The sequence below is a fragment of the Betaproteobacteria bacterium genome, assembly GCA_016720925.1.
Lineage (GTDB): Bacteria > Pseudomonadota > Gammaproteobacteria > Burkholderiales > Usitatibacteraceae > UKL13-2.
Map to the genome: position 1 here is coordinate 1 of JADKJR010000014.1, position 20,344 is coordinate 20,344.

Annotated in this window: 18 protein-coding genes; 2 read left to right on the plus strand and 16 right to left on the minus strand. The window is 59.3% G+C overall.

Going from position 1 to position 20,344, the window contains the following annotated elements:
• Positions 1–450 precede the first annotated feature (450 nt).
• The 14 genes from IPP88_17100 to IPP88_17165 form a co-directional block, all read right to left on the minus strand.
• Positions 451–894 (minus strand): S8 family serine peptidase, encoded by a 444-nt coding sequence (locus tag IPP88_17100; protein ID MBL0124363.1) that lies wholly within the window; start codon positions 892–894, stop codon positions 451–453.
• A 197-nt stretch (positions 895–1,091) separates the two neighbouring features.
• Complete coding sequence (locus IPP88_17105) at positions 1,092–1,514, minus strand: hypothetical protein (protein MBL0124364.1); 423 nt, start codon at positions 1,512–1,514, stop codon at positions 1,092–1,094.
• An 828-nt stretch (positions 1,515–2,342) separates the two neighbouring features.
• Positions 2,343–4,094, minus strand: a complete 1,752-nt coding sequence (locus IPP88_17110) for a PAS domain S-box protein (GenBank protein ID MBL0124365.1) — start codon at positions 4,092–4,094, stop codon at positions 2,343–2,345.
• A 20-nt stretch (positions 4,095–4,114) separates the two neighbouring features.
• A complete protein-coding gene (locus IPP88_17115; GenBank protein ID MBL0124366.1) occupies positions 4,115–5,044 on the minus strand; it encodes a HAMP domain-containing protein in 930 nt (309 codons plus the stop codon).
• Positions 5,045–5,578, minus strand: coding sequence for a YfiR family protein (locus IPP88_17120; GenBank protein MBL0124367.1), 534 nt, complete (start codon positions 5,576–5,578; stop codon positions 5,045–5,047).
• A 9-nt stretch (positions 5,579–5,587) separates the two neighbouring features.
• The gene (locus IPP88_17125) at positions 5,588–7,543 is read right to left on the minus strand and encodes a TonB-dependent receptor (GenBank protein ID MBL0124368.1); all 1,956 of its coding nucleotides are present in this window, start codon (positions 7,541–7,543) and stop codon (positions 5,588–5,590) included.
• 102 nt (positions 7,544–7,645) lie between these two features.
• Complete coding sequence (locus IPP88_17130; protein MBL0124369.1) at positions 7,646–8,644, minus strand: TonB-dependent receptor; 999 nt, start codon at positions 8,642–8,644, stop codon at positions 7,646–7,648.
• A gap of 107 nt (positions 8,645–8,751) precedes the next feature.
• Positions 8,752–9,618 (minus strand): TonB-dependent receptor plug domain-containing protein, encoded by an 867-nt coding sequence (locus IPP88_17135; GenBank protein MBL0124370.1) that lies wholly within the window; start codon positions 9,616–9,618, stop codon positions 8,752–8,754.
• Between the two features lie 303 nt (positions 9,619–9,921).
• Positions 9,922–12,690, minus strand: a complete 2,769-nt coding sequence (locus tag IPP88_17140; protein MBL0124371.1) for a GAF domain-containing protein — start codon at positions 12,688–12,690, stop codon at positions 9,922–9,924.
• Complete coding sequence (locus IPP88_17145) at positions 12,690–13,553, minus strand: cache domain-containing protein (GenBank protein ID MBL0124372.1); 864 nt, start codon at positions 13,551–13,553, stop codon at positions 12,690–12,692. Before IPP88_17145 ends, IPP88_17140 begins: the two co-directional genes overlap by 1 nt.
• Positions 13,554–13,707: 154 nt before the next feature.
• Positions 13,708–15,816 (minus strand): PAS domain S-box protein, encoded by a 2,109-nt coding sequence (locus tag IPP88_17150; protein MBL0124373.1) that lies wholly within the window; start codon positions 15,814–15,816, stop codon positions 13,708–13,710.
• Positions 15,813–16,553, minus strand: coding sequence for an HD domain-containing protein (locus IPP88_17155; protein ID MBL0124374.1), 741 nt, complete (start codon positions 16,551–16,553; stop codon positions 15,813–15,815). The genes IPP88_17150 and IPP88_17155 overlap by 4 nt, the downstream gene beginning before the upstream one ends.
• Before the next feature lie 54 nt (positions 16,554–16,607).
• On the minus strand, positions 16,608–16,808 hold the full coding sequence (locus IPP88_17160) for a hypothetical protein (protein MBL0124375.1): 201 nt from the start codon (positions 16,806–16,808) through the stop codon (positions 16,608–16,610).
• Positions 16,809–16,870: 62 nt separating this feature from the next.
• Positions 16,871–17,143: a DUF3391 domain-containing protein gene (locus IPP88_17165; protein ID MBL0124376.1), complete on the minus strand. Its 273-nt coding sequence runs from the start codon at positions 17,141–17,143 to the stop codon at positions 16,871–16,873.
• Positions 17,144–18,113: 970 nt separating this feature from the next.
• Here IPP88_17165 and IPP88_17170 point away from each other — a divergent pair.
• Positions 18,114–18,431: a type II toxin-antitoxin system Phd/YefM family antitoxin gene (locus IPP88_17170; GenBank protein ID MBL0124377.1), complete on the plus strand. Its 318-nt coding sequence runs from the start codon at positions 18,114–18,116 to the stop codon at positions 18,429–18,431.
• Between the two features lie 6 nt (positions 18,432–18,437).
• Positions 18,438–18,869, plus strand: a complete 432-nt coding sequence (locus IPP88_17175; protein MBL0124378.1) for a putative toxin-antitoxin system toxin component, PIN family — start codon at positions 18,438–18,440, stop codon at positions 18,867–18,869.
• Positions 18,870–19,064: 195 nt separating this feature from the next.
• Here the strand turns inward: IPP88_17175 and IPP88_17180 are convergent, their stop codons facing one another.
• Together IPP88_17180 and IPP88_17185 are read right to left on the minus strand one after the other, a co-directional pair.
• Entirely contained in the window at positions 19,065–19,493 is a 429-nt protein-coding gene (locus tag IPP88_17180) for a response regulator (GenBank protein ID MBL0124379.1), read from the minus strand.
• A complete protein-coding gene (locus tag IPP88_17185) occupies positions 19,420–20,343 on the minus strand; it encodes a hypothetical protein (GenBank protein MBL0124380.1) in 924 nt (307 codons plus the stop codon). The genes IPP88_17180 and IPP88_17185 overlap by 74 nt, the downstream gene beginning before the upstream one ends.
• Position 20,344: the final 1 nt, after the last annotated feature.

Genomic DNA, 20,344 nt, shown 5'->3' on the forward strand with positions numbered 1-20,344 from the left:
AACTGGTGCGGCGATCGATGTGCCGCTCAGCAGCATTTCCGTCTCGGTCAGCGTGGGCTTGAGGCCCAGCGGTGCCACCAGTGCGTTGTTGAAAACGGTGGCCAGCAGATTCCAGTCAAGCGTATTGTTGGCGGTGGCCGCGGCGCCAACGATCTTGTTGCCTGGCTGCCACGAGGTCGGCTTTGCAGATTGTCGATCTGGCGAACGCCCTTGGTGTCAACATAAGAGCCGCGGCTCGGGATGCGCGAACTGAAAAGATGATGCTGTCATCATTGCGCGCGTTGGTGCCCTTGGTGTTGGCCGAACCCACCGTGATCACGGAAGGATCGTTGCCGGCGAACTGATGACGCCATAGTTTTCCTGGCCGGAGAGGTTCTGGCCGAAGTTACCCGCCGCGACAACGACCGTGATGCCGGCGGCGCTGGCGCTGCGAACCGCCCGCAAAGTGGATCAGTCTGCCGAATTCTCGGTCAGGTCGGTCGCCAGGCTCGGGTTCATCACCTTGATGTTGTATTCCTTGGCGTGGTATATCACCCACTGAATGCCTTCGAGCGCATCACTCACCGTGCCAAAGCCGGCGTCACCGAGCACTCTCACGTCATAGATGTTGGCCTTGGGCGCAATGCCGTTGATGTCTGGCGACGCGGTGTCTTTTGGCGTGAAATACCGGCCAGCCGCCACGGACGCAACATGGGTGCCGTGGCCGTAGGGGTCGTGCGTGATTGCCGAGTCGGCGGCGATGGCGGCTTCGTAGGACTTCAACGCGCTGCTGCCAGGCTGAAGCGACGTCGTGCCGCTGGTGCCGGTGGCCCAGTTGGCCAGGCTCGCATTGCGCATGTTGACGTTGCGTTTGACGCGGCCGAGTCCATTGTTGAGGGCATCGTGCCCGCGCATGACGCCGGAATCAGAATCGCAATGCCGATGCCGCTGCCGTCCAGGCCGCTGTAGCTCGTCTTTGAACTATAGGTGCGCACACTGCTCGTGAGCGCGCCAGTGATGGATTCAAGCGTACTGAATGTGCGCTGGGTTTCACGATTCGGCGAGACGCTGACCACATCGTCGCGCTGGGACAGGCCTTGCACGCAACCGGCTTAATGGGCTGCACCGTGATGGCATGCACGGCTGGATGGACCGCGTGAACCGAAGCCGCCGAGCCGCAGTACCTGCGCGCGCAGTTCCGTCATCTCGGCATCGGGCGGGTCGCTGACGATGACGACCTGGACGTGCCGGACACCGTTCACATCGCGCGCCCATTTTGCTTTAGGTGCGCGGGTCTCGTTGATTTCTCCATCCAGATCATGGGCGATCTTGGCATGCGTGTGGCCAGCCAACGGCTTGGCGTGGACCACTTTGAGCCCGGGGCCGGCAACGAACAATGCCATGGAGGCCATCAATACCGCGAGGGCTTTGCACAAGCGCCAGCGCTCGACATTAGCGGCGCGTGGCATGACGCCGGGAATCAGCGAATGTCGAATTGCGTGGGAGGAATGGAAACTGCGGTCAAGGGAGGACATGCGGCACCTTTACAAGGTAGGTGAATTGATGCGGTGGGAAGGGCACATTGTGTGATTCTCAGAATAAGTGATCGCGTACCGGCAACGTTATGAAGCCGTCCACATTTGCGGCACGTTCCAGCGCACCGATTGTGAATTCTTGTGTCGGGAATCCGCCGATGCACAAGGAGTAAGGCGCGAATCCCGGTGCAATTTGCGATCGGATGATTCTGTCCGGCGCAACGACGAAGGCCGAATGGCGTTGGTGGCTTCCTGAACAAGCTGGCATAGCACGCCGGAATGCGACGATTCAAATCGCGGCATGACCGTCACCTGCGATAGCGCCCGCCCGCGGCCCGTGTCGACATTTACCAGAGCTTCCTCTGAGGCTTCCTCTGGGCTTCCATTTGGCTGCACGAGAAATGCAAACCGATCCGCGCATCCAGCGGCTTGTGGACATTGGTTGACTTGCTGTGCGGCGACGTGTCTCATTTCTGGATACCGAAGTATCTATTGTTTGACTTTTATAGGCACCACCACTTTGAGCGCTCGCGCGCATTCAGCATTGCGAAATGCCTGATAACCGGGCGCTAAAAACCAGGGAATCCTCTGCGTCTCAGTGCGGCGGTAAGGAGGCGATGAAGCGTTCGCGCGCGCCGAGTAGGCTGAATGGGATAAGCAAAGTCAGCAGCAGGCGCGATGGCGACTGGATGCGTCGGTACGGATGCGGACGCGGACGCGGACGTGATTGCGACAATTCGGTTAGTCAAAGTCAAGCATGGGTGCGGCTTTCAGAGCAATAATGGCCGGAAACACCCGCCAGTGCTCGCGTTTGCAACAAACTCAGGCTTATTCAGGCAAATCTTCTCTCGCAAGTACCGATTGCGCCAGCCGCGCAAACGCGTCACACAGATCCTCCACGGCATTAGCCTTGAAGATCAGTTCGCGCACTCCCGCGCTTTCCGCCTGGGTCTGCAACGTCTCGTCGATGAAACCCGAGGCAATCGCCACGGGCAGGTCCGCGCAGATGGTGCGCACCGCGCGCGCCACGTCCAGTCCCGACATGCCTGGCATATTGTAGTCGGTGACCACCAGATCGAATACGGATGGATCGGCGCGTAGTGCGGCGAGCGCTTCACGCTGATCGGTGTAGCCGCTGACGCGGAAGCCTCGACGCTCCAGCAAGCGTGTGACCAGAAACACCAGCGATTCATCGTCGTCAAGGTAGAGAATGTGCTGGCCGCCACCGGCTTCCGCGGCGGCCACGTTGTTCGCGGGATTTCGCGCTGGGAGGGGCGGGATGGACTCTGCGTCTGCGGCGGGCAGGTAGATGGTGAAAGTCGATCCATTGCCCAGTTGGCTGTCCACCTCGATGGCGCCATCGTGCGTTTGCACGATGCCATGCACCACCGACAAACCGAGGCCGGTGCCTTCGTCAACCGGCTTGGTGGTGAAGAATGGCTCGAAAATCCGCGCGAGAGTCGTCGCGTCCATGCCCGGCCCGTCGTCGCGCACAGTAAGCCGCACGATGCGGCCGGGGTGCTTGGCGTGGAAGGCACGCAGCGCGTGGTGCGCCTCGATCCATGCAACATCGGGTAGCAGCGAATCCAGCAAGATGCGGATGTGGCCCGATTCGGTGCGCATGGCCTGCATGGCGTTGGTGACCATGTTGATGAGGATTTGCTGGATCTGGGTGGCATCGGCCAGCACGGCGGGCTCGTCTGGTTCGCAATGTGCCTCCAGACCGATGCGTGCCGGCAGGGTGGCGCGCAGCAGGCGCACGGACTCCTGGATGACGGGGCACAGCAGGATCCGCTTGCGCTCGGTCGGCTGGCGGCGGCCGAAGGAGAGTATCTGTTGCACCAGGTCACGGGCGCGCGCGCTTGCCTTGTGAATTTCATCCAGACTTTGCAATGCCAGCGGATTGGTACTCACGTCCTCGCGCGCGAGTTCAACGTTGCCGAGGATGGTGGCGAGGATGTTGTTGAAGTCGTGCGCGATGCCGCCGGCCAGCGTACCGATGGCCTGCATCTTCTGCGATTCGCGCAGTTGCGATTCGAGCGAGGCGCGGGCGGCTTCGGCTTGCTTGCGCCCGGTGATGTCGGTGATCGTGCCGAGATGCCCAATCAGCTCCCCCGTTTCGGAATTGAGGCTGCAAGACTGGCCAAGCACCCAGCTAACGCCCCCATCCGGCCGCTGGAAACGGTACTCCAACGTAAAAGGGCGGCTTTCGGCGGTCGAGGCCATCCATTCCGCATGGACCCTTTCCCGGTCTTCGGCGTGCAGTGCATTTGTCCAGCTATCACCTAGCGCGTCTTCCAGCGACAATCCGGTGAGTTCCGACCAGCGACGGTTGACGAACACACACAGCCCGTCACGATCTGTTTCAAACACGCCGACGGGGGTGGTTGCGATCAGCGCCGTAAAGTGCCTCTCTTTGTCGGCAAGTGCCAGCGCCAATTGCCGGCGCTCGGTAATATCCCTGAAAATACTCAGCACTCGGGGGGCGCCATCCGGCGAATCGACGAACGCGTTAGAGACCGCGAACCATCGTTTGTCGCCGATTCGCAGAGTAAGCTCTTTTTCAAAATACCGTTTCATCGTTTTTGCGACCGCGTTCTTTACAAACACTCGAAGAATCCGCTCGCTTTCGTCGGCCGAATACACTTCCGCGAGTGATTTTCCTTCCAGTTCCCCGCTTGTCTTGCCCACCATCGCGCAATACGCATTGTTGACGGAAACGATTCTGCCCGACGCGTCGCAAGGCGCATGCCATCAACCGAACTTTCCCAAACGGAACGGAACCGCTCTTCACTCTCCCGAAGGGCCTGATCACGCTGGTTGATGGTATTCAGCATGCTGTTGAATTCATCGGCAAGGACGCCGACTTCGTCTTCAGACGATTTGTTCACGCGCAAGCCATAGTCACCGCTACCGGTAATCTTGCGGGCCATTGAGGCAATCTGCTGGATCGGCTGAACAATTCGCGCAGAAATTTTCTTCACCAGATAAATAGCGAGCATGAGACCGATAGCCGCCACCAACGCCCTCGACATCAACAGGCTTAACTGGGCCTCCCACACCGTGTCCAGGCTGGCTTCAACGGTCAACGAACCCAACGACTGCGAGCCGATTGCAAGTGGCTGGCTGACGACCTGACGATGTTGTACCGGCAATATTCGTATCAAGCCGACCGCCGATCCGTCACCGCGTTTTGCGGAATATTGCGCCAGAATTTCGTTACGTGAATTTCTGACCTCCGCGCGAACAATATTCGAACTTGCCTGCAGGCTTTGCAGAACCTCCAATGCACCTTTCTTGTCGTTGAAAACCAATGGGCCCTGCAGGTTTTGCCCAATAATGTTCGTCACCGTCTGCAGACTCTCCCGTGCACCTTCCAGGTCATTGTTGATACTCACCCAGGAGTTTGGAATGAAGACAATAACCATGGCCGCAACCAGCGACGCCACAATGATCATCGATATTTTGTTGCCGATCGTGGCATCGGCGTAGCGTTGCTTAAGGCTCTGCCGGGCAATGGGCGACTTCATCTATTTGCCCTCATGCACCTTGCGCGCGAGCTTCAGCAACTTGAAGCTGAACTCGAGACGGGCGGCAGTAGCCATTGCCTGATTGATATCAAAGACGATTCGGTCGCCGTCTTTCACCAGCAAAATATGGACGGACTGCGGGTTCAGGTCTCCCGCCTCCGCCACCGTAAGCACTGGTGCACCGGCCAGAGCCTTGTTGATGGCGCCGATGCGTTCATGTTCGCTTTTGTCGATAAACAGCACTTGGCAGGCGCGCGCTTCCTGTGCGGATTTCACATGCTCCACACCTACCATCGCGCGGTTTGCGTTACGGCCCTCGTAGCGCTTCAGCGGCGGGACGAACGTGGGTTCACCCAGCACGCATATGCGCAAGCTCTGCACGGACTGTGGCCACGTGGTGAACAGGGTGAAGTTGTAGACAAAAGCCGCTTTCAATTCCGATTCTTCCGCCACGGTCGTCGCACGTGCGCCTGCCGTCGCCAGCATCAGCAGGCAAAGGCTTGGGAGGAAAAGGCGTCGAAGATGAATGCGCATTCGAATCAGCTAAAAGGTATAGGTCGCCTTGAGGCGAATCTGCCGGCCATCCTGCTCCAGTGCATTCTGCCAGTTGGTATCAGCGCCTGGATCGGTGTAATGCTTGTTGAAGAGATTCTGGAGTCCCAGCGACAACGATGTCCGCCTGAACCACTTGTCCGTCATAAGATTCAGATTCGACAGTACATATCCTCCCAGCTTGCTGCCATCGCGACTCAGGCGCTGGCTGACATAACGCAGTTCGTAGCCCATGCGCAAATCGACGATGGGTAACGGGCGGGAAAAATTGAACTTGCCCAGCACCTTGGGCGAGTTGAGCAGCGCCGCGCCGCTCACGTAGGCGACGTCCTGCAAAGTCATGCTGCCACGCAGGCGGGCGCCGGATACCCATGTCTTATCGCCCGACAGTTCCAACCCGTGAGCCTTCACCTTTTCGCCCGACCGGTACTGTGTAAGACCGCTGGCCAAATCGGTGTTTTGCGTAATGAGGCCGCGCATGTGCCATTCGTAAACAGAACTGCGCAAAGTCAGATCACTGCCCTTCCGGTGGTCGACGACGAGTTCCAGGGTGTCGATACGCTCGCCTTTGAGCGTCGGGTTGGCAACGAAAGCTACGCCATCGTAGTAATCGTGTTCCAGCGTGTTGGGTGCGCGGTGCGCACGGCCAACCAGCGCTTTCAATGTCGTCGCGGGCGTGGCCTGCCAGATCATCGCGACACGCGGGCTCGATTGCGTCAACGTAACGTTATTGCGATCGACACGCAGGCCGAGTGTGGCGGTTAATGTATCCGCGATGCGCCATTCGTCCTGTGCAAATACGCCAACACGGTAACCAGATCCCGGGATGTAGATGTCGTTGGCCGGGTTGGCGAGGTCCTTGATGTACTGGTTGTAGCGAACATTGTCCTGCGCTTCCAGCCCCAGCATCATCTTGTGCCCAGCCAATGCGGTGGACAGAAGTCGCAACTCGCCGCCATACCAGTCGCTGGTTTCCGGGAACGAAAGCGGCCCGCCGTAGCTGAGAATGCTGCGATAGCGTTCCTCACCCGCGAACAGGCGTGCCGACACATGCTCGGTGCCGCCGGGGAAACTGTGCTGGTAGGTGATTTGCGCCAGCGAATAGCCGTCTGTCTGATATTGGCCCGACACAAGCGGGTCAGAAAGGTAAGTGCCGGCAGGGTCGTCCTTGCGGCGGTCGCCATGCGCGAAGCTGAAGGACCATGGGCCGCGGGCGACGCGGACAAAGAACTCCTGGTCGCGTTCCCGGTCCAGCCCATTCGCCACGCCGGATACGCCGGCCGCGCCAAAATCGAAGAACCGGTCTTCGCCGCGCGCATGCATGCCGGAGACCGACAGGAGCACATCGACGCCATTGTCGAGTACCTTGCCCCAGCTCGCGCGCCCCGCCCACATCGACTGCGGGCGCTGATAGGCAAGGGCCAGTTCAGTGCCGTCCAGATTGGCGCCGCGACGGGTGATTACGTTGACCACGCCGAACATGGCATTTTGACCGTACACCGCGCCGCCGGGTCCGGGAATAAATTCGATACGCTCGATCAGATCCATGTCCAGCGGGAATTGCTGACCGACCGGACCGCCGTCATAACCCGGATCATTGGCACGATTGCCATCGACGGTCACAAGCACACGCTTGGAGTAATCACCCGGCAGCCCGAAGCCGCGCGCGCCGAGATATACATACTGACGATCATAGGTGGTGTACAGACCGGGCAGGCTGCCGAGGGCCTCGGCAAGCGTGCGCCAGCCAAAGGCTCTGATCTCCTGCCGCGTGATGACGCTGACCGCCGCGGCCACTTCGCTTTGCCTTTGCTCGTACTTGGAGGCGCCAATGATGCTGACTTTCAGCAACTCCTCCAGCGATAGCTCTGATATGCCTGCTGCAAATGCGCCGGATTGACTACAAGCGAAACACGCGGCAACCAGTAAGGTGACATGATGTTTCATTACGAGAGATAACTTCTCACGGTTCTTTCGTAACGAACATGTGCCGGGCGGCAGACGGGAGTGCCGCCGGGAAAGTTGTCGATGGCGTTGCATCAGCATCATCTAAAAGGTGTAGACCGCTTTGAGGCGTACCTGGCGGCCATCTTGTTCGAGTGCGTTCTGCCAATTGGTATCCGCGCCCGGATGCGCGTAGTGCTTGTTGAACAGGTTGTAGACACCCAGGGACACTTCTGTCCCCTTGAACCACTTGTCGGTCAGCAGGTTCAGATTGGAGAGCGCATAGCCCCCGGCATACGCCCCTTTGACGACGGTTTCCCGTTTGCTGTAATACTGGAACTCATAACCCATGAACAAGCCTGTGTTTGCCAGCGGACTGGAAAAATTCACCTTGCCCATGACGTGGGGCGAATTGGGCAGGTCGCCACCGCTTGCGAATTGTGTACTTTGATAAGTCAGGCTGCCCCGCAACCGCCCTCCCCAGTGCATAGTCTTGTCGGCGGAAAGTTCAAAGCCTCTGGACTTCACGTCTTCACCGCTCTGGTATTGGGCCAGGTCGCTCACGGTCTCCATCCCGAGCACGACCAATCCAACCATTTTCCATTGATACACCGATCCCCTGAGCAGCAGGTTGCGACCGATGCGGTGATCCACCACCAGTTCGAGGGTGTCAATCGTCTCACCGTTCAGCTTGTGGTTGGCAACCTGGGATATCTCGTCGTCGTAGTCGCGTTCCAGCGCGTTGGGGGCGCGGTGGGCGCGGCCGTAGAGCGCCTTGATGTTGGTGGCCGGCGTCGCCTGCCAGATCAAGCCCGCGCGCGGACTCCGTTTGGTGCCGGTGACATTGTTGCGGTCAACGCGTAGACCAAGCGTTGCAGTCAAGGATTGGCTGATGGCCCATTCATCTTGCGCATACGCACCCTGGCGCGAGCCTGAGCCGGGAATCACGACCTTGTTTTCGGGATCCGTGAGATCTTCCAGCGTTTGTTCATGACGGGAATTCATCTGATGTTCCAGTCCCAGCATCAGTTTGTGTTGTTTCCAGGGCGTGGCAAGCAGACGCAGTTCACCCCCGTACCAGTCGCTGGAAGCGGTTGAAAACAACGGAGTGCCTAAACTGAACAGCGACGTAAAGCGTTCCCGGCCACTGAACATGCGGCCAGATAAATGCAGAGTGTCACCTGCAAAGTTATCCTGGTATTGCAACTGCGTCAGAAAGTGACGGTCACGTTGATACTGGCGCAGGACAAGTGGATCGGTGAAATACTTTCCAGTGGGGTCGTCCTTGCGCCGATCACCATACGAGAAATCAAATGACCAGTGACCAAAGTCCATCCGGGTGAAAAACTGCCGGGCTTTCTCACCATCCAGTTCGCGGGCATCGCCGGAAAAATCTGCACCGCCCGGCCCGGCGCCGGGGAAAACCAGGAATCGATTTTCACCCTTTGCGCGATACCCGCTCGCAGAGAACAGAACATCCAATCCGCTATCCAGTCTTTTCCCCAAGTCGCCCTGCCTTGGTCGGCCAATTGAGGTGACTGATATGCCGCCGACAATTCGGCGCCACCCACACCTTGCCCGCTACGTGTCACCACGTTAACGACGCCGAAGAGGGCATTTTGCCCGTATACCGCGCCACCGGGACCGGGAATGAATTCGACGCGCTCGATCAGGCTGATATCCAATGGAAATGCCCGCCCCATCAGCGCTGTGTCAAACACCACGTCGTTGACCCGATTGCCATCAATGGTCAGCAGAATTCGAGTATTAAAGTCGCCGGGCACGCCAAAGCCGCGTGTGCCCAGGCTGGTGTACTGGCGATCATAGCTGGTGTACATGCCGGGCAAACTGGCCAAGGCTTCGTCCAGCGTGCGCCAGCCAAACGCCTTTATTTCCTTACGCGTGATCACGCTCACGGCAGCAGCAACTTCACTTTGCTTTTGCTCGTACTTGGAAGCACCAATGATGCTGACCTTGAGCAGCTCCTCGAGAGAAAGCTCCGACAGATCCGTCGAATTCGCGGACGGCTGCGTGCAGACAAACAACCCGGCAACCAGTGGGATGCAGGCAAGTTTCATTTGACGGTGAATTTCATGTGCTTGATCCGAAGGGAGTATTCACTAACAACTTGTTATCTACTCTGCGCGACGGGTTGTTCCCGTACAGATTTGCAGGAGACGCTGAATGGTTATCGGCAGCGGCGAGGCTTTGTTGACCTCACTCTGACCGGGGGCCATATCAAAGGCGCGCTCCCTTCCGCAAACTGATACCTGCTGACAATAGTTGAACGGTGTCCAAACAATTTGATTCAGATCATCTGCGAACGGAAAAAAGAACAACTCCGTCAGGAGTTGTTTGTGCTGCGGTGACGAATTCCAATGTCAGGAATTCCGGGGTTCATTCCCAACCGATTGCGCCAGCCGTGCAAACGCCTCACACAGATCCTCCACGGCATTGGCCTTGAAGATCAGTTCGCGCACTCCCGCGCCTTCCGCCTGCGTCTGCAGCGTCTCGTCGATGAAGCCCGAGGCGATCGCCACGGGGAGATTCGCGTGGATGGTGCGTACCGCGCGCGCCACGTCCAGCCCCGACATGCCGGGCATGTTGTAGTCGGTCACCACCAGGTCGAATGCGTCTGGGCCGGCGCGCAGCGCGGCAAGCGCCTCACGCTGGTCGGTGTAGCCGCTGACGCGGAAGCCTCGACGCTCCAGCAGGCGCGTGACCAGGAACACCAGCGACTCATCGTCATCGAGGTAGAGGATACGCACCTTGCCGATCAAGTCGGGTACCAAAGTGTAGATCTCGGTACCTTTGCTCTTGTCCTCGTCTGACGCCGGCTCGCTGGCCGTTGTTGCCGCGACAGGCAGGTAGACGGTAAACGTCGAGCCTTTGCCCGGCTGGCTTTCAACTTCGATGGCACCCTCGTGAGTCTGGACGATGCCGTGTACTACAGACAGACCCAGCCCCGTGCCCTCACCCACCGGCTTGGTAGTGAAGAATGGTTCGAAGATCCGTTCCCGCGTGGCCGCGTCCATGCCCGGCCCATCGTCCCTTACCGTGAGCCGCACCGTGCGGCCCGGGTATATGGCTTGCAATGTGCGCAATGCCGGATGGGTCTCCGCCATGCTCACATCAAGTAGCACCGTGTCCAGACGAATACCGATGTGACCGGACCCACTGCGAATCGCCTGCATGGCATTGGTCGCAAGGTTGATCACGATTTGTGCAATCTGAGTGGCATCAGCCAGCACTGGTGGCACATCGGCGTCGCATTCCACGTCGATAATCAATCGTGCCGGCAGCGTGGCGCGCAGCAGGCGCACGGACTCATTGACAACTGGGCACAACACGGTCGGCTTGCGCTGGGTCGATTCGCGACGGCTGAAAGACAGAATTTGCTGTACCAGATCGCGGGCTCGGCCTCCTGCCTTGCGGATTTCCTCAAGGCTCTCCAGCGCGAGCGGGTTGGCGCCCATGTCCTGGCGCGCCAGATCAACGTTGCCAAGAATAGTCGCAAGGATGTTATTGAAGTCGTGCGCGATGCCGCCGGCCAGCGTGCCGATCGCCTGCATCTTCTGCGATTCACGCAATTGCATTTCGAGCGTTGCGCGCGCGGACTCGTTCTGCTTGTGCGCAGTGACATCACGAACGATGGAGATGACGGTGCCCGCGCTGGAAGGAACGACGCGCGCCTCGAAGTGCGTCTCCTGCCCGCCCACCGCCAGCGTGTAATTCACCTCCTGAATCAGGTCTGGCCGGCCAGCATCCGCAAAGGCCTTCAGGAATTTTTCCGCGATCGGCTTGGGCAAGATATCCGCGATATTTCGACGCAGGAAATTCTCAGGCGGCACCAGGAGCAGATGTGGATCAGATGCATGAACGGCCAGAAATTCGCCGCTGCGACTATTCGTGAAAATCAGGTCCGGGATGGCATTGATGAGCGCCCCAATCTGCGCTTCGCTGTCGCGCAACGCCTTGTCGGCCACTTTACGTCCGGCTTCGTGCGCATAGTTGTCCAGCGCAAAGTCGATATCGGCGGCCATTTCAACCAGCAGCTTGCGGATATCCTCGTCGAACGCATTCGCTTCGGCGGCGTAGAAAGATATCGCCCCGACGACGACGCCGAAGCGGTGCAGCGGCAGCGAAGCCGACGACGCCCAGCCGGCTTGCGCGCCGCGCTCGTGCCACGGCGCCGTGCATGGGTCGTTGAGATAGTCCTGGCACCAGAAAGACCGATTCTCGCGAACCGCCGTACCGGTCGGGCCCCGGCCACGCGGCTCGTTGCCGTTCACCGAAATATCCAGGCTGCCTGGATCATCGCTACCTTCACCATAGGCAGCGACCGGCTTGACCTGTTGACTGGTCTCATCGACGAGCCCGATCCACGCCATTTTCATTCCGCCGAATGTGACGGCATCGCGGCAAATCTGCGGGAACAGTTCCGCCTCGCTGGTGCACCGCACGATCGCCTGATTGCATTGGCTGAGGGTTGCGTAAAGGCGGGTGAGGCGCCGGATGCTGGCCTCGGCGCGTTTGCGCTCGGTGATGTCGTACATGATGACGAAGTGATTCCCCGCAAAATGCCCCGTGAGCGCCGCGGCACTGACCATGAACGTTCGTATCGATTCATCTTTGCAGTGGATGTTGACTTCCATGGGGACAAATGGCTTTCCGGAGCCATTTGCCTCACCAAGATGCCTGAGCCATTGTTCGGTCACCGTTTGCCGGTATTGCGTATCCGGATATGCGCGCGGCCACCAGTCTTCAAGCGTATGCAGGTCATTCGTCGTATAGCCCAGCACCTCCACAAACGCCTTGTTGAGGAACGTGATGTTGCCACTCGCGTCGTTTACGGCAAGGGGGACAGGTGATATTTCGATGATGGCGCGGTATCGCCCCTCGCTTTCGCGCAGTGCTTCGTCCCGATGCGAAAGAGTTTCAAGCAAGAGATTGAAACCTCCGATCAGCTCACCGATTTCGTCTTGCCTGACGATGGGCAACGGCTGTGGGCGCTGACCCGGGTCAGATAGCGCGGCCAGCGTTTTGACAGAAGAAATCAGCGGCGCAATCTGGCGCCTCAACATCCACCAGGTCAAGCCGCCCACCAGCACCGTAACGAGAATCGTCGCCATCAGCAGGCGCAGCCGCATCACGTGGAACGCATCAAAGGCCTCGGCCGTGGGCAGCGCGGCGACGGCGTACCAACCCGCGGCGGGAATACCTTCGCCGAGGCCAGTACCTGTTCGCCGAGCGGATTCATGAGCACGGCGGAACCTTCGTAGCCCCGAATGAATCGGTCAATGAGTGGGCTGACGCCGTTGGCGGGGAGCACCTCCATGATGCGGCGTTTGTCCGTGGCGGTCACAATCAGCCGGTGCTGAGGCGAGACGACCAGATAGCCCCCGGTCTTGCCGTACGGGTTTTCCGCAATCTTGTCCAGGAAATTGGGTATGCCCAGGTTGGTCACCCCGACCAGCGCGCCAATCACGCTGCCCTGCTTGTCGCGAATCGGCGCGGCCATCGAGAAGACCGGCGCCTTTTGTACCTTGCCCATGACCGGCCGGCCGATCGTCGCTCTTCCCTCCTTTATTACGGCGACCATGAAATCCCTGTCCGAGAAATTGACGCCGATCCGCCCTGCCGAGACAGGAACGTCGGCAATCGCGGTGCCATCGATCCGGGTAGCAAGCATGCCGCCGTTGAATAGCCGCTGGAGAACGACTCGCTGCTCCAGATTTGACTGCATTGCCGCGGCATTGCCGAGTATCTCTGGGCCCAGTGATCCGGCTATTTCCTGCAGCGCCCTCAATCGCTCGTCAACGTTCTGATCGATCTGTGCCGCGACCAGACTAATCGTCGAAAATTGCTGCTCGCCCAACAAGTGCTGCACATTCTCGCGGAGCATGCGGCTGGCGTAGAACGCCAGCGACCACATGCTGATCACGAAAACGACCAGCGTAAACAAGGTCACCTTTGTGTTGAGTGACCGCCATGGGAAGTTATTCCGGCTCATGAAATTTCTTATCGTCAACACGCCATTGAATATCGACCGTAATGAGGTTTTGCTGACCGTACGCCACACCAGAATGCCAACGATACCAAGCGCATGTGCGCAGACTGATACCAGCTTAAGATAGTCCAACAGCACACGAAAGAGTTGATTCAGATCATTCGCAAGGCAAAAAACCCAGGGCGAGAAGCATGCACGCCGAAATGACGGTCCTGCGGAACTTGACGGAATCGAGCAGGTAATTCCGGCGGAGCACATAGCCGGAAACAAATGGATACAGGACTGTCGTGACGAATTCCGACTTCAGGAATTCCGGGGTTGATTCCCAACCGATTGCGCCAGCCGTGCAAACGCCTCGCATAGCTCTTCCACCGCATTGGCTTTGAAGATCAGTTCGCGCACGCCCGCGCCTTCCGCTTGCGATTGCAACGTCTCGTCGATGAATCCCGACGCGATCGCCACTGGCAGGTCCGCGCGAATGGTGCGTACCGCGCGCGCCACATCCAAGCCCCGACATCCCGGGCATGTTGTAGTCGGTCACCACCAAGTCGAATGCAGATGGCTCGGCGCGCAGTGCAGCGAGCGCTTCACGCTGGTCGGTGTAGCCGCTGACGCGGAAGCCTCGACGTTCCAGCAGGCGCGTGACCAGGAACACCAGCGACTCATCGTCATCGAGGTAGAGGATACGCCGGTCGCGAACGCTGTCCGTGATGGCTGCGATGGAATTACCTTTGTCCGGTGCGGGCACAGTGACCAGAGAATCCGCGACCGGCAGGTAGACCGTGAACGTGGAGCCCCATCCCGGCTTGCTGTCGACCACGATCGCGCCGTCGTGCGTTTGCACGATGCCGTGCACGACGGACAGACCGAGCCCGGTGCCTTCGTTCACCGCCTTCGTCGTAAAGAACGGCTGAAAGATTCTACTGAGCGTGACCGCATCCATGCCCGGCCCGTCGTCGCTGATCGCGAGGCGCACCATGCGGCCGGGGCACCGTTCATGCAGTGCGCGCAATGGCGGACGCGCTTCCGCCATGGCCGCGTCCAGCATGACCGTTTCCAGGCGGATGCCAATGCGGCCAGGCCGGTTGTTGATTGCCTGCATGGCATTGGTGGCGAGGTTGATCACGACCTGCTGGATCTGTGTGGCGTCGGCCAGCACCGGAGGGATATCCGCTTCGCAGTGCACATCCAGAACCAGGCGCGCGGGGAGCGTGGCGCGCAGCAGGCGAACGGATTCTTCGATGACCGGGCCAAGCGCAATGGGCTTACGCGCGTGGGCTGCCGGCGGCTGAAGGAGAGGATCTGATGAACCAAGTCGCGGCCGCGCGAGCCGGCCTTGCGGATTTCGTCGAGGGCTCTCCAGCGCCATCGGATTGGCGCTCACATCCTGCCGGGCCAGCTCGGCATTGCCGAGGATGGTCGCCAGAATATTATTGAAATCGTGCGCGATGCCGCCGGCGAGTGTACCGATGGCCTGCATTTTCTGTGCTTCACGCAGTTGCGATTCCAGCGCCGCGTGGGCTGCTTCCGTGCGTTTGCGCTCGGTGATATCGGTGAAAGAAAATACCCTGCCGAATATTTGCGCGCCCTGATGTGCCGGCGTCGATTTGCGTTCAAAGATGCGACCGTCCGCGAGTTGCAGGAGATCAAACGTCTCGCCGTCACCATCCAGCACAATGTCCGCCAGACGTGCGCGGTAGTCATTTGCATTGGCAAACCGCGCGGCCATGAATCCAAGCACGGCCTTGTCTTCGTGCTCCAGCAGCAACGCGTCGGGCAGACTCCACATGCGTGCGAACCGGTGATTCATATTGACGATGCGGCCGGCACGATCAATCAGCAATATCCCGTCCGCCGTCGCTTCCAGCGTCGCCCGCAGAAGCGACGCGACGGAAGCGAGCTGATTTTCGATACGCGGCCCGGAATCCAGCGGCTCGGCGCAAACGACCATCCAGCCCTTGCCGCCGCTGGTGACACGCGACACATTTTTGGTCGCCGGCAGAATGCCGCCATTCGCGCACCGATAGCTGCCTTCGGCATGTTTCGCGCCGGAAGGATTGCCTTTCAGCACCTCCTCCCAGAAATACGCATCCGCCAGCGAGCACTCGATGTCGGTAATGGGCCGGCCCAACAAATCTTCGCGGCGGTAGCCCAGCAAGCGAAGCGTTGGATTGCTGACTTCGACAATGGCAAGCGAGGATGCATCCACGAGCAACAGAATGCCGCTACTGTTGTCGAGCAATGCGTCTACGTGCGCGGGACTCATTTTTGCCCTCCGGCGTCCGGCAAACCACCATCGAAAAAGTAGGTGATTCGTTTGCGCGGACTCAGGTAAGCGAAGACCGGTGGCGGTAACAGCGCGGGACGCATCGCCCGGCTGATGCTGAGGTCATTTTCCGACTCCAGATTGAGCATAACCGCGTCTTCCCTCGCAACGCCGGCATCATAGCGCAGCACCCAGGGCCGCAAGGTCTTGTGCGGATTGACCGAAACGACCATCGCGATGGCATCATTGGAAAGCCTGACGATCGAACCGGGTGGATACACGCCAAGCGCATGGATCAGGACCTGCAGGATCGCAACGTCAAACTTGTTTTTCAGCCGTGCAAAGATGAATGACAATGCTTCGTGCGGCGTCAAGGCCTGGGCATAATCGACCGGGTTGCAGAGGTTGTCGTAAAAATTGACCAGCGAAACAATGCGGGCAAGCGGCGTGATCTGTTCGAGCCTGAGCCCGCGCGGATAACCCGTGCCATCGGCCATTTCGTGATGCTGCTCGATGATCGAAAGCATTTCCGGCGCGAGCCCGAGCTGCCGGCCAATCTTCATTCCGTATTCAACGTGCCTCGCGCGCAGGTCGCGCTCCGGCTGCGTTTGTTCGCTGGGACTTTTTTTCAGCACCTGATCGGGAATTTCAATCGATCCGATGTCGTGCAACAGGGCACCCGTGCCCAGCAGCCCCGCCTGCTCACGGCTGAGCCGCAGTTCCCTGACCAGCAGCATGCAAGGATGGAAACGTTGAGGCTGTGGTGGTAGACCTCTTCCCCACCACAGTTTTCACCCATGACCTGCAGCGTCACCTCCGGGTGATCGAGAAACACCGTCACCATCTGATTGACGAGTCCCGCCCATTTCTTCCAGCGTTTCGCGCGGTTGAGAAAGCAGATTCCGGTTCATCCTGCGCACCACGCCGACCGCTTTCACGAACGACTTCTCGGTACGCACAATGGCGAGGCGGTGCTCGTGCAGCTCCAGCACGCGCGGGTCCGGCGCGTATCGGTGCTGGTATCGGTGCGGGTATCGATGTATAGGGCTCGCGATTATCCGGCGACGCGATCACCGACACGGGGTTCGCGGGATTCGACGATTCCCGCCGGCGAGGCGTCACCGGATGGGGTTTCGCTCCGCTGCGGATCATAGCGAAAGCGATCCTCCTTTAGCGCCCGCAGTTCACGTATCTGCTCTTCGCTGGAAATCCTGAAGCTGTTCAGCGTGAATGGATGGCGAAACCACGGCAGATCGACGAATACATACAAGCCGATGCGCAGTTGATCGGGCGATGCATAGTGGGCGCTCTGATTTGTTTTGTCCACGGGCAACATGTCTGCTTCGATTGGCTCAGTTGATTTTCGGATGGGGATCGTCCGCGCTTCCAACGGTTCTGGTTGCGCTCACCGCGAGAATTCCAGGGACGAAATCGCCATGCCTTTCATATCGATCACGACCCTGGACTCAATCCAGTTAACGGCATTTGCGCGCCAAAATTAAGGGGGCGATGCGCACGCATAACGGATGTTGTCACGCTACGCGAAGAGTCAACCGCCCCCTTTTCGGAATCCTTGTCGTTCCGCGTCACATTGGAGAATTTCTCAAAACCCGAAATTTCTAGCGGCCAAACACCAGCACTGGCGCGGTTATCCGGCAATAATGGCCTGAAACGCCGCACCAGTGCTGGCGTTTTGCTTTCGCCGCGTTTCAACACTCGTCATTCCGTAGGGATTTCTGAAACGCCCATGCACGTCGCACATTGTTCCGCGAACCATGCGAGCAACGTCGATGTACATCCCGCTTGCGCGACAAATTGGCAACGCACGGGACAAAACCGTTGCGCCCTCAAGTTCCAGCCACACGTGCCGATAAAGATTCAAACAGGACGTGCCCAATCAACCCCGACGCAACAATCGGCCACGTCAAACGAATACCTGCGGTGCCTGGCAATAGTTAACACAGGCCCACGACTGTAACGCCGCCGTTGTGATCGTTCCATGCGAATGAACCTGAAGCGGCTGGAAATAGGCCACACTGAAACCCGTTCCTACCGGGCGACACCGCAGGGCACTTACTCAAAGGCATCGCGAATCGCGATGCCTTTGCGTTTTGTCGTTTCGTTGCCGGGATAGAGCACAGCGCAAACAGGGGCCGTGTGTGCCATGGCAACTCTTTGGAGCATTGACCTTCACGGATGAACCGCGTTCGATAACGGTCGCCAGCTACCTATCGTTCATTGACTGCTCATATCCATTCGGTCATAATGATCAATATGGCCATATCAATGGAGGTCCCATGATCACTGAAACGAGCGCAGTCAACTTTCGGCAAAATCTTGGAGAAATGCTCAGCCAAGTCCAGTATCGGCACGATAGCGTGGTGATCAACAAGGATGGCAAGCCCGTCGCCGCACTCGTGGATGCGCGGTTGTTCGAGCGCATTCGCCGCATGCAAGATCGCTTTGACGCACTCTGCAAACGCATCGAGACTGGCTTTGCGGACGTGCAGGAGGAGCAAGGAATCGCTGAAATCGACGCCGTCATCAGGCGTGATCGGGCGCGCACACGTGCGACAACCGGCGCGAGAACCAGCGCGGCAGCCAAAAAGCGCTAAACCGGCGTGGCCACGCTAAGGGTAATACTCGATACGAACGTGCTCGTCTCCGGCATTGCGTATCCCGCGAGTGTGCCGGGAAAAATCCTGGCGGCGTGGCGGTTCGGCTCCGTGGATGTCGTGCTGTCGGCTTATATCCTGGAGGAGTTGCGACGGGTACTGCCGCGGCTGGCCCACCGTCACGGTTTGACACAGGCCGAGATCGAGGATTTGGTCGATGTTCTTTCTATTCAGGCTGAAGTCATTGAGCCGCTGCCCGGGCATGAGCCGGACTTGCGAGATGTCAAAGACCAACCGGTGCTGGACACGTTGCTGGCAGCGCTCGGGGCGTCAGGGGCTGACTATCTCATTACCGGTGACAATGACTTGCTGGCACTGGCTGATCGCTACCCGGTCATGACGCCTGCAATGTTCTGGGCGGCCCACACGGGGCCATGATTTTTTGCGTTGTTCCGGCGTATTTTGAGTATCCCGGCCTCGCGCCAGTGCTGTTCATTTGATTTCCGTTCGCATGGTATCGAAGGGCCGCATGCGCAAAGCCCTTCGATACCAAGGCGAACGAAGAAAATTTGACAGCGTGAACGATTCGACAGTCTGATGAAGTTCCGAAGCCCGGATGCAGCGCAGCGGATTTCAGGATCCCTTCCCAACCAGTTGCGCCAATCGCGCAAACGCATCGCAAAGGTCTTCCACCGCGTTAGCCTTGAAAATCAGTTCGTGCACCCCCGCACCTTCCGCCTGCGATTGCAGAGCCTCGTCGATGAATCCCGAAGCGATCACCACCGGCAGGTCCGCGCGGATGTCGCGCACCGCGCGCGCCACGTCCAGCCCCGATTTGCCCGGCATGTTGTAGTCGGTCACCACCAGGTCGAATGCGCGTGGATCGGCGCGCAGCGCGGCGAGCGCTTCCCGCTGCTCCGTGAAGCCGCTGACGAAGTAGCCGCGCCGCTCCAGCAGACGCTTCACCAGGAACACCAGCGATTCGTCATCATCGAGGTAGAGGATATGCTTGTTGGCAATGAAGCCTGCATCCGGAGCAGGCGGCGGGACGGCAGCCGCCATGCGGTCCGCGTCGCTTTTCCGCCTGATCCGCCACTACCGGTTCGTCCTCTGCCGCCGGAAGATAGACCGTGAATGTCGCGCCTTTTTCCAGCCGGCTGTGAACGGTGATCGCGCCTTTATGCCCCTGCACGATGCCGTGCACCACCGACAGGCCCAGACCGGTGCCCTCGCCGACCGGCTTGGTCGTAAAGAACGGCTCAAAAATGCGCGCGCGGGTCGCCGCGTCCATGCCCGGGCCGTTATCGCTTACGGTCAGGCGGGCATAGCGGCCCGGGCGAAGAAGTGCGCGATTGCCACCGGATCGGCGTTCGTGCCCTGCGTAATGCTCCTCCGCGATATGACAGGATTCCACACGAATTTTGACGCGCCCCGGTTCGCCGCGCATCGCCTGCATGGCGTTGGTGGCAAGGTTGATCAGGACCTGCTCGATCTGCGAGGCGTCGGCCAGCACATCGGGCACGTCGTGGTCGCACTGCACTTCCAGTATCAAACGCGCAGGCAGCGTCGCGCGCAGCAATCGCACGGATTCATCAACCACGCGGCATAGCGCGGTCCGGGCAAGCGACGTCGGCTGGCGGCGGCTGAAAGACAGGATCTGCTGCACCAGGTCGCGCGCACGCCCGCCTGCCTTGCGGATCTCGGCCAGACTCTCCAGCGCCCGCGGACTGGCGCTTGCATCCTGATACGCAAGTTCGACATTGCCGAGGATGGTGGCCAGGATGTTGTTGAAATCGTGGGCGATACCGCCGGCAAGCGTGCCGATGGCCTGCATTTTGTGCGATTCGCGCAGTTGCGCTTCGAGGATTTCGCGCGCGGCCTCGGCACGCTCGCGCTCACTGATATCGCGCATC

Coding starts and splice junctions, on each gene's coding strand:
- IPP88_17100 (MBL0124363.1), bottom strand. CDS start 894: ATGCGCGGGCACGATGCCCTCAACAATGGACTCGGCCGCGTCAAACGC.
- IPP88_17135 (MBL0124370.1), bottom strand. CDS start 9,618: ATGAAACTTGCCTGCATCCCACTGGTTGCCGGGTTGTTTGTCTGCACG.
- IPP88_17145 (MBL0124372.1), bottom strand. CDS start 13,553: ATGAGCCGGAATAACTTCCCATGGCGGTCACTCAACACAAAGGTGACC.
- IPP88_17185 (MBL0124380.1), bottom strand. CDS start 20,343: ATGCGCGATATCAGTGAGCGCGAGCGTGCCGAGGCCGCGCGCGAAATC.
- IPP88_17180 (MBL0124379.1), bottom strand. CDS start 19,493: ATGGCGGCTGCCGTCCCGCCGCCTGCTCCGGATGCAGGCTTCATTGCC.
- IPP88_17120 (MBL0124367.1), bottom strand. CDS start 5,578: ATGCGCATTCATCTTCGACGCCTTTTCCTCCCAAGCCTTTGCCTGCTG.
- IPP88_17110 (MBL0124365.1), bottom strand. CDS start 4,094: ATGAAACGGTATTTTGAAAAAGAGCTTACTCTGCGAATCGGCGACAAA.
- IPP88_17115 (MBL0124366.1), bottom strand. CDS start 5,044: ATGAAGTCGCCCATTGCCCGGCAGAGCCTTAAGCAACGCTACGCCGAT.
- IPP88_17125 (MBL0124368.1), bottom strand. CDS start 7,543: ATGAAACATCATGTCACCTTACTGGTTGCCGCGTGTTTCGCTTGTAGT.
- IPP88_17150 (MBL0124373.1), bottom strand. CDS start 15,816: ATGAGTCCCGCGCACGTAGACGCATTGCTCGACAACAGTAGCGGCATT.
- IPP88_17170 (MBL0124377.1), top strand. CDS start 18,114: ATGATCACTGAAACGAGCGCAGTCAACTTTCGGCAAAATCTTGGAGAA.
- IPP88_17140 (MBL0124371.1), bottom strand. CDS start 12,690: ATGCGGCTGCGCCTGCTGATGGCGACGATTCTCGTTACGGTGCTGGTG.
- IPP88_17155 (MBL0124374.1), bottom strand. CDS start 16,553: ATGCTGCTGGTCAGGGAACTGCGGCTCAGCCGTGAGCAGGCGGGGCTG.
- IPP88_17105 (MBL0124364.1), bottom strand. CDS start 1,514: ATGTCCTCCCTTGACCGCAGTTTCCATTCCTCCCACGCAATTCGACAT.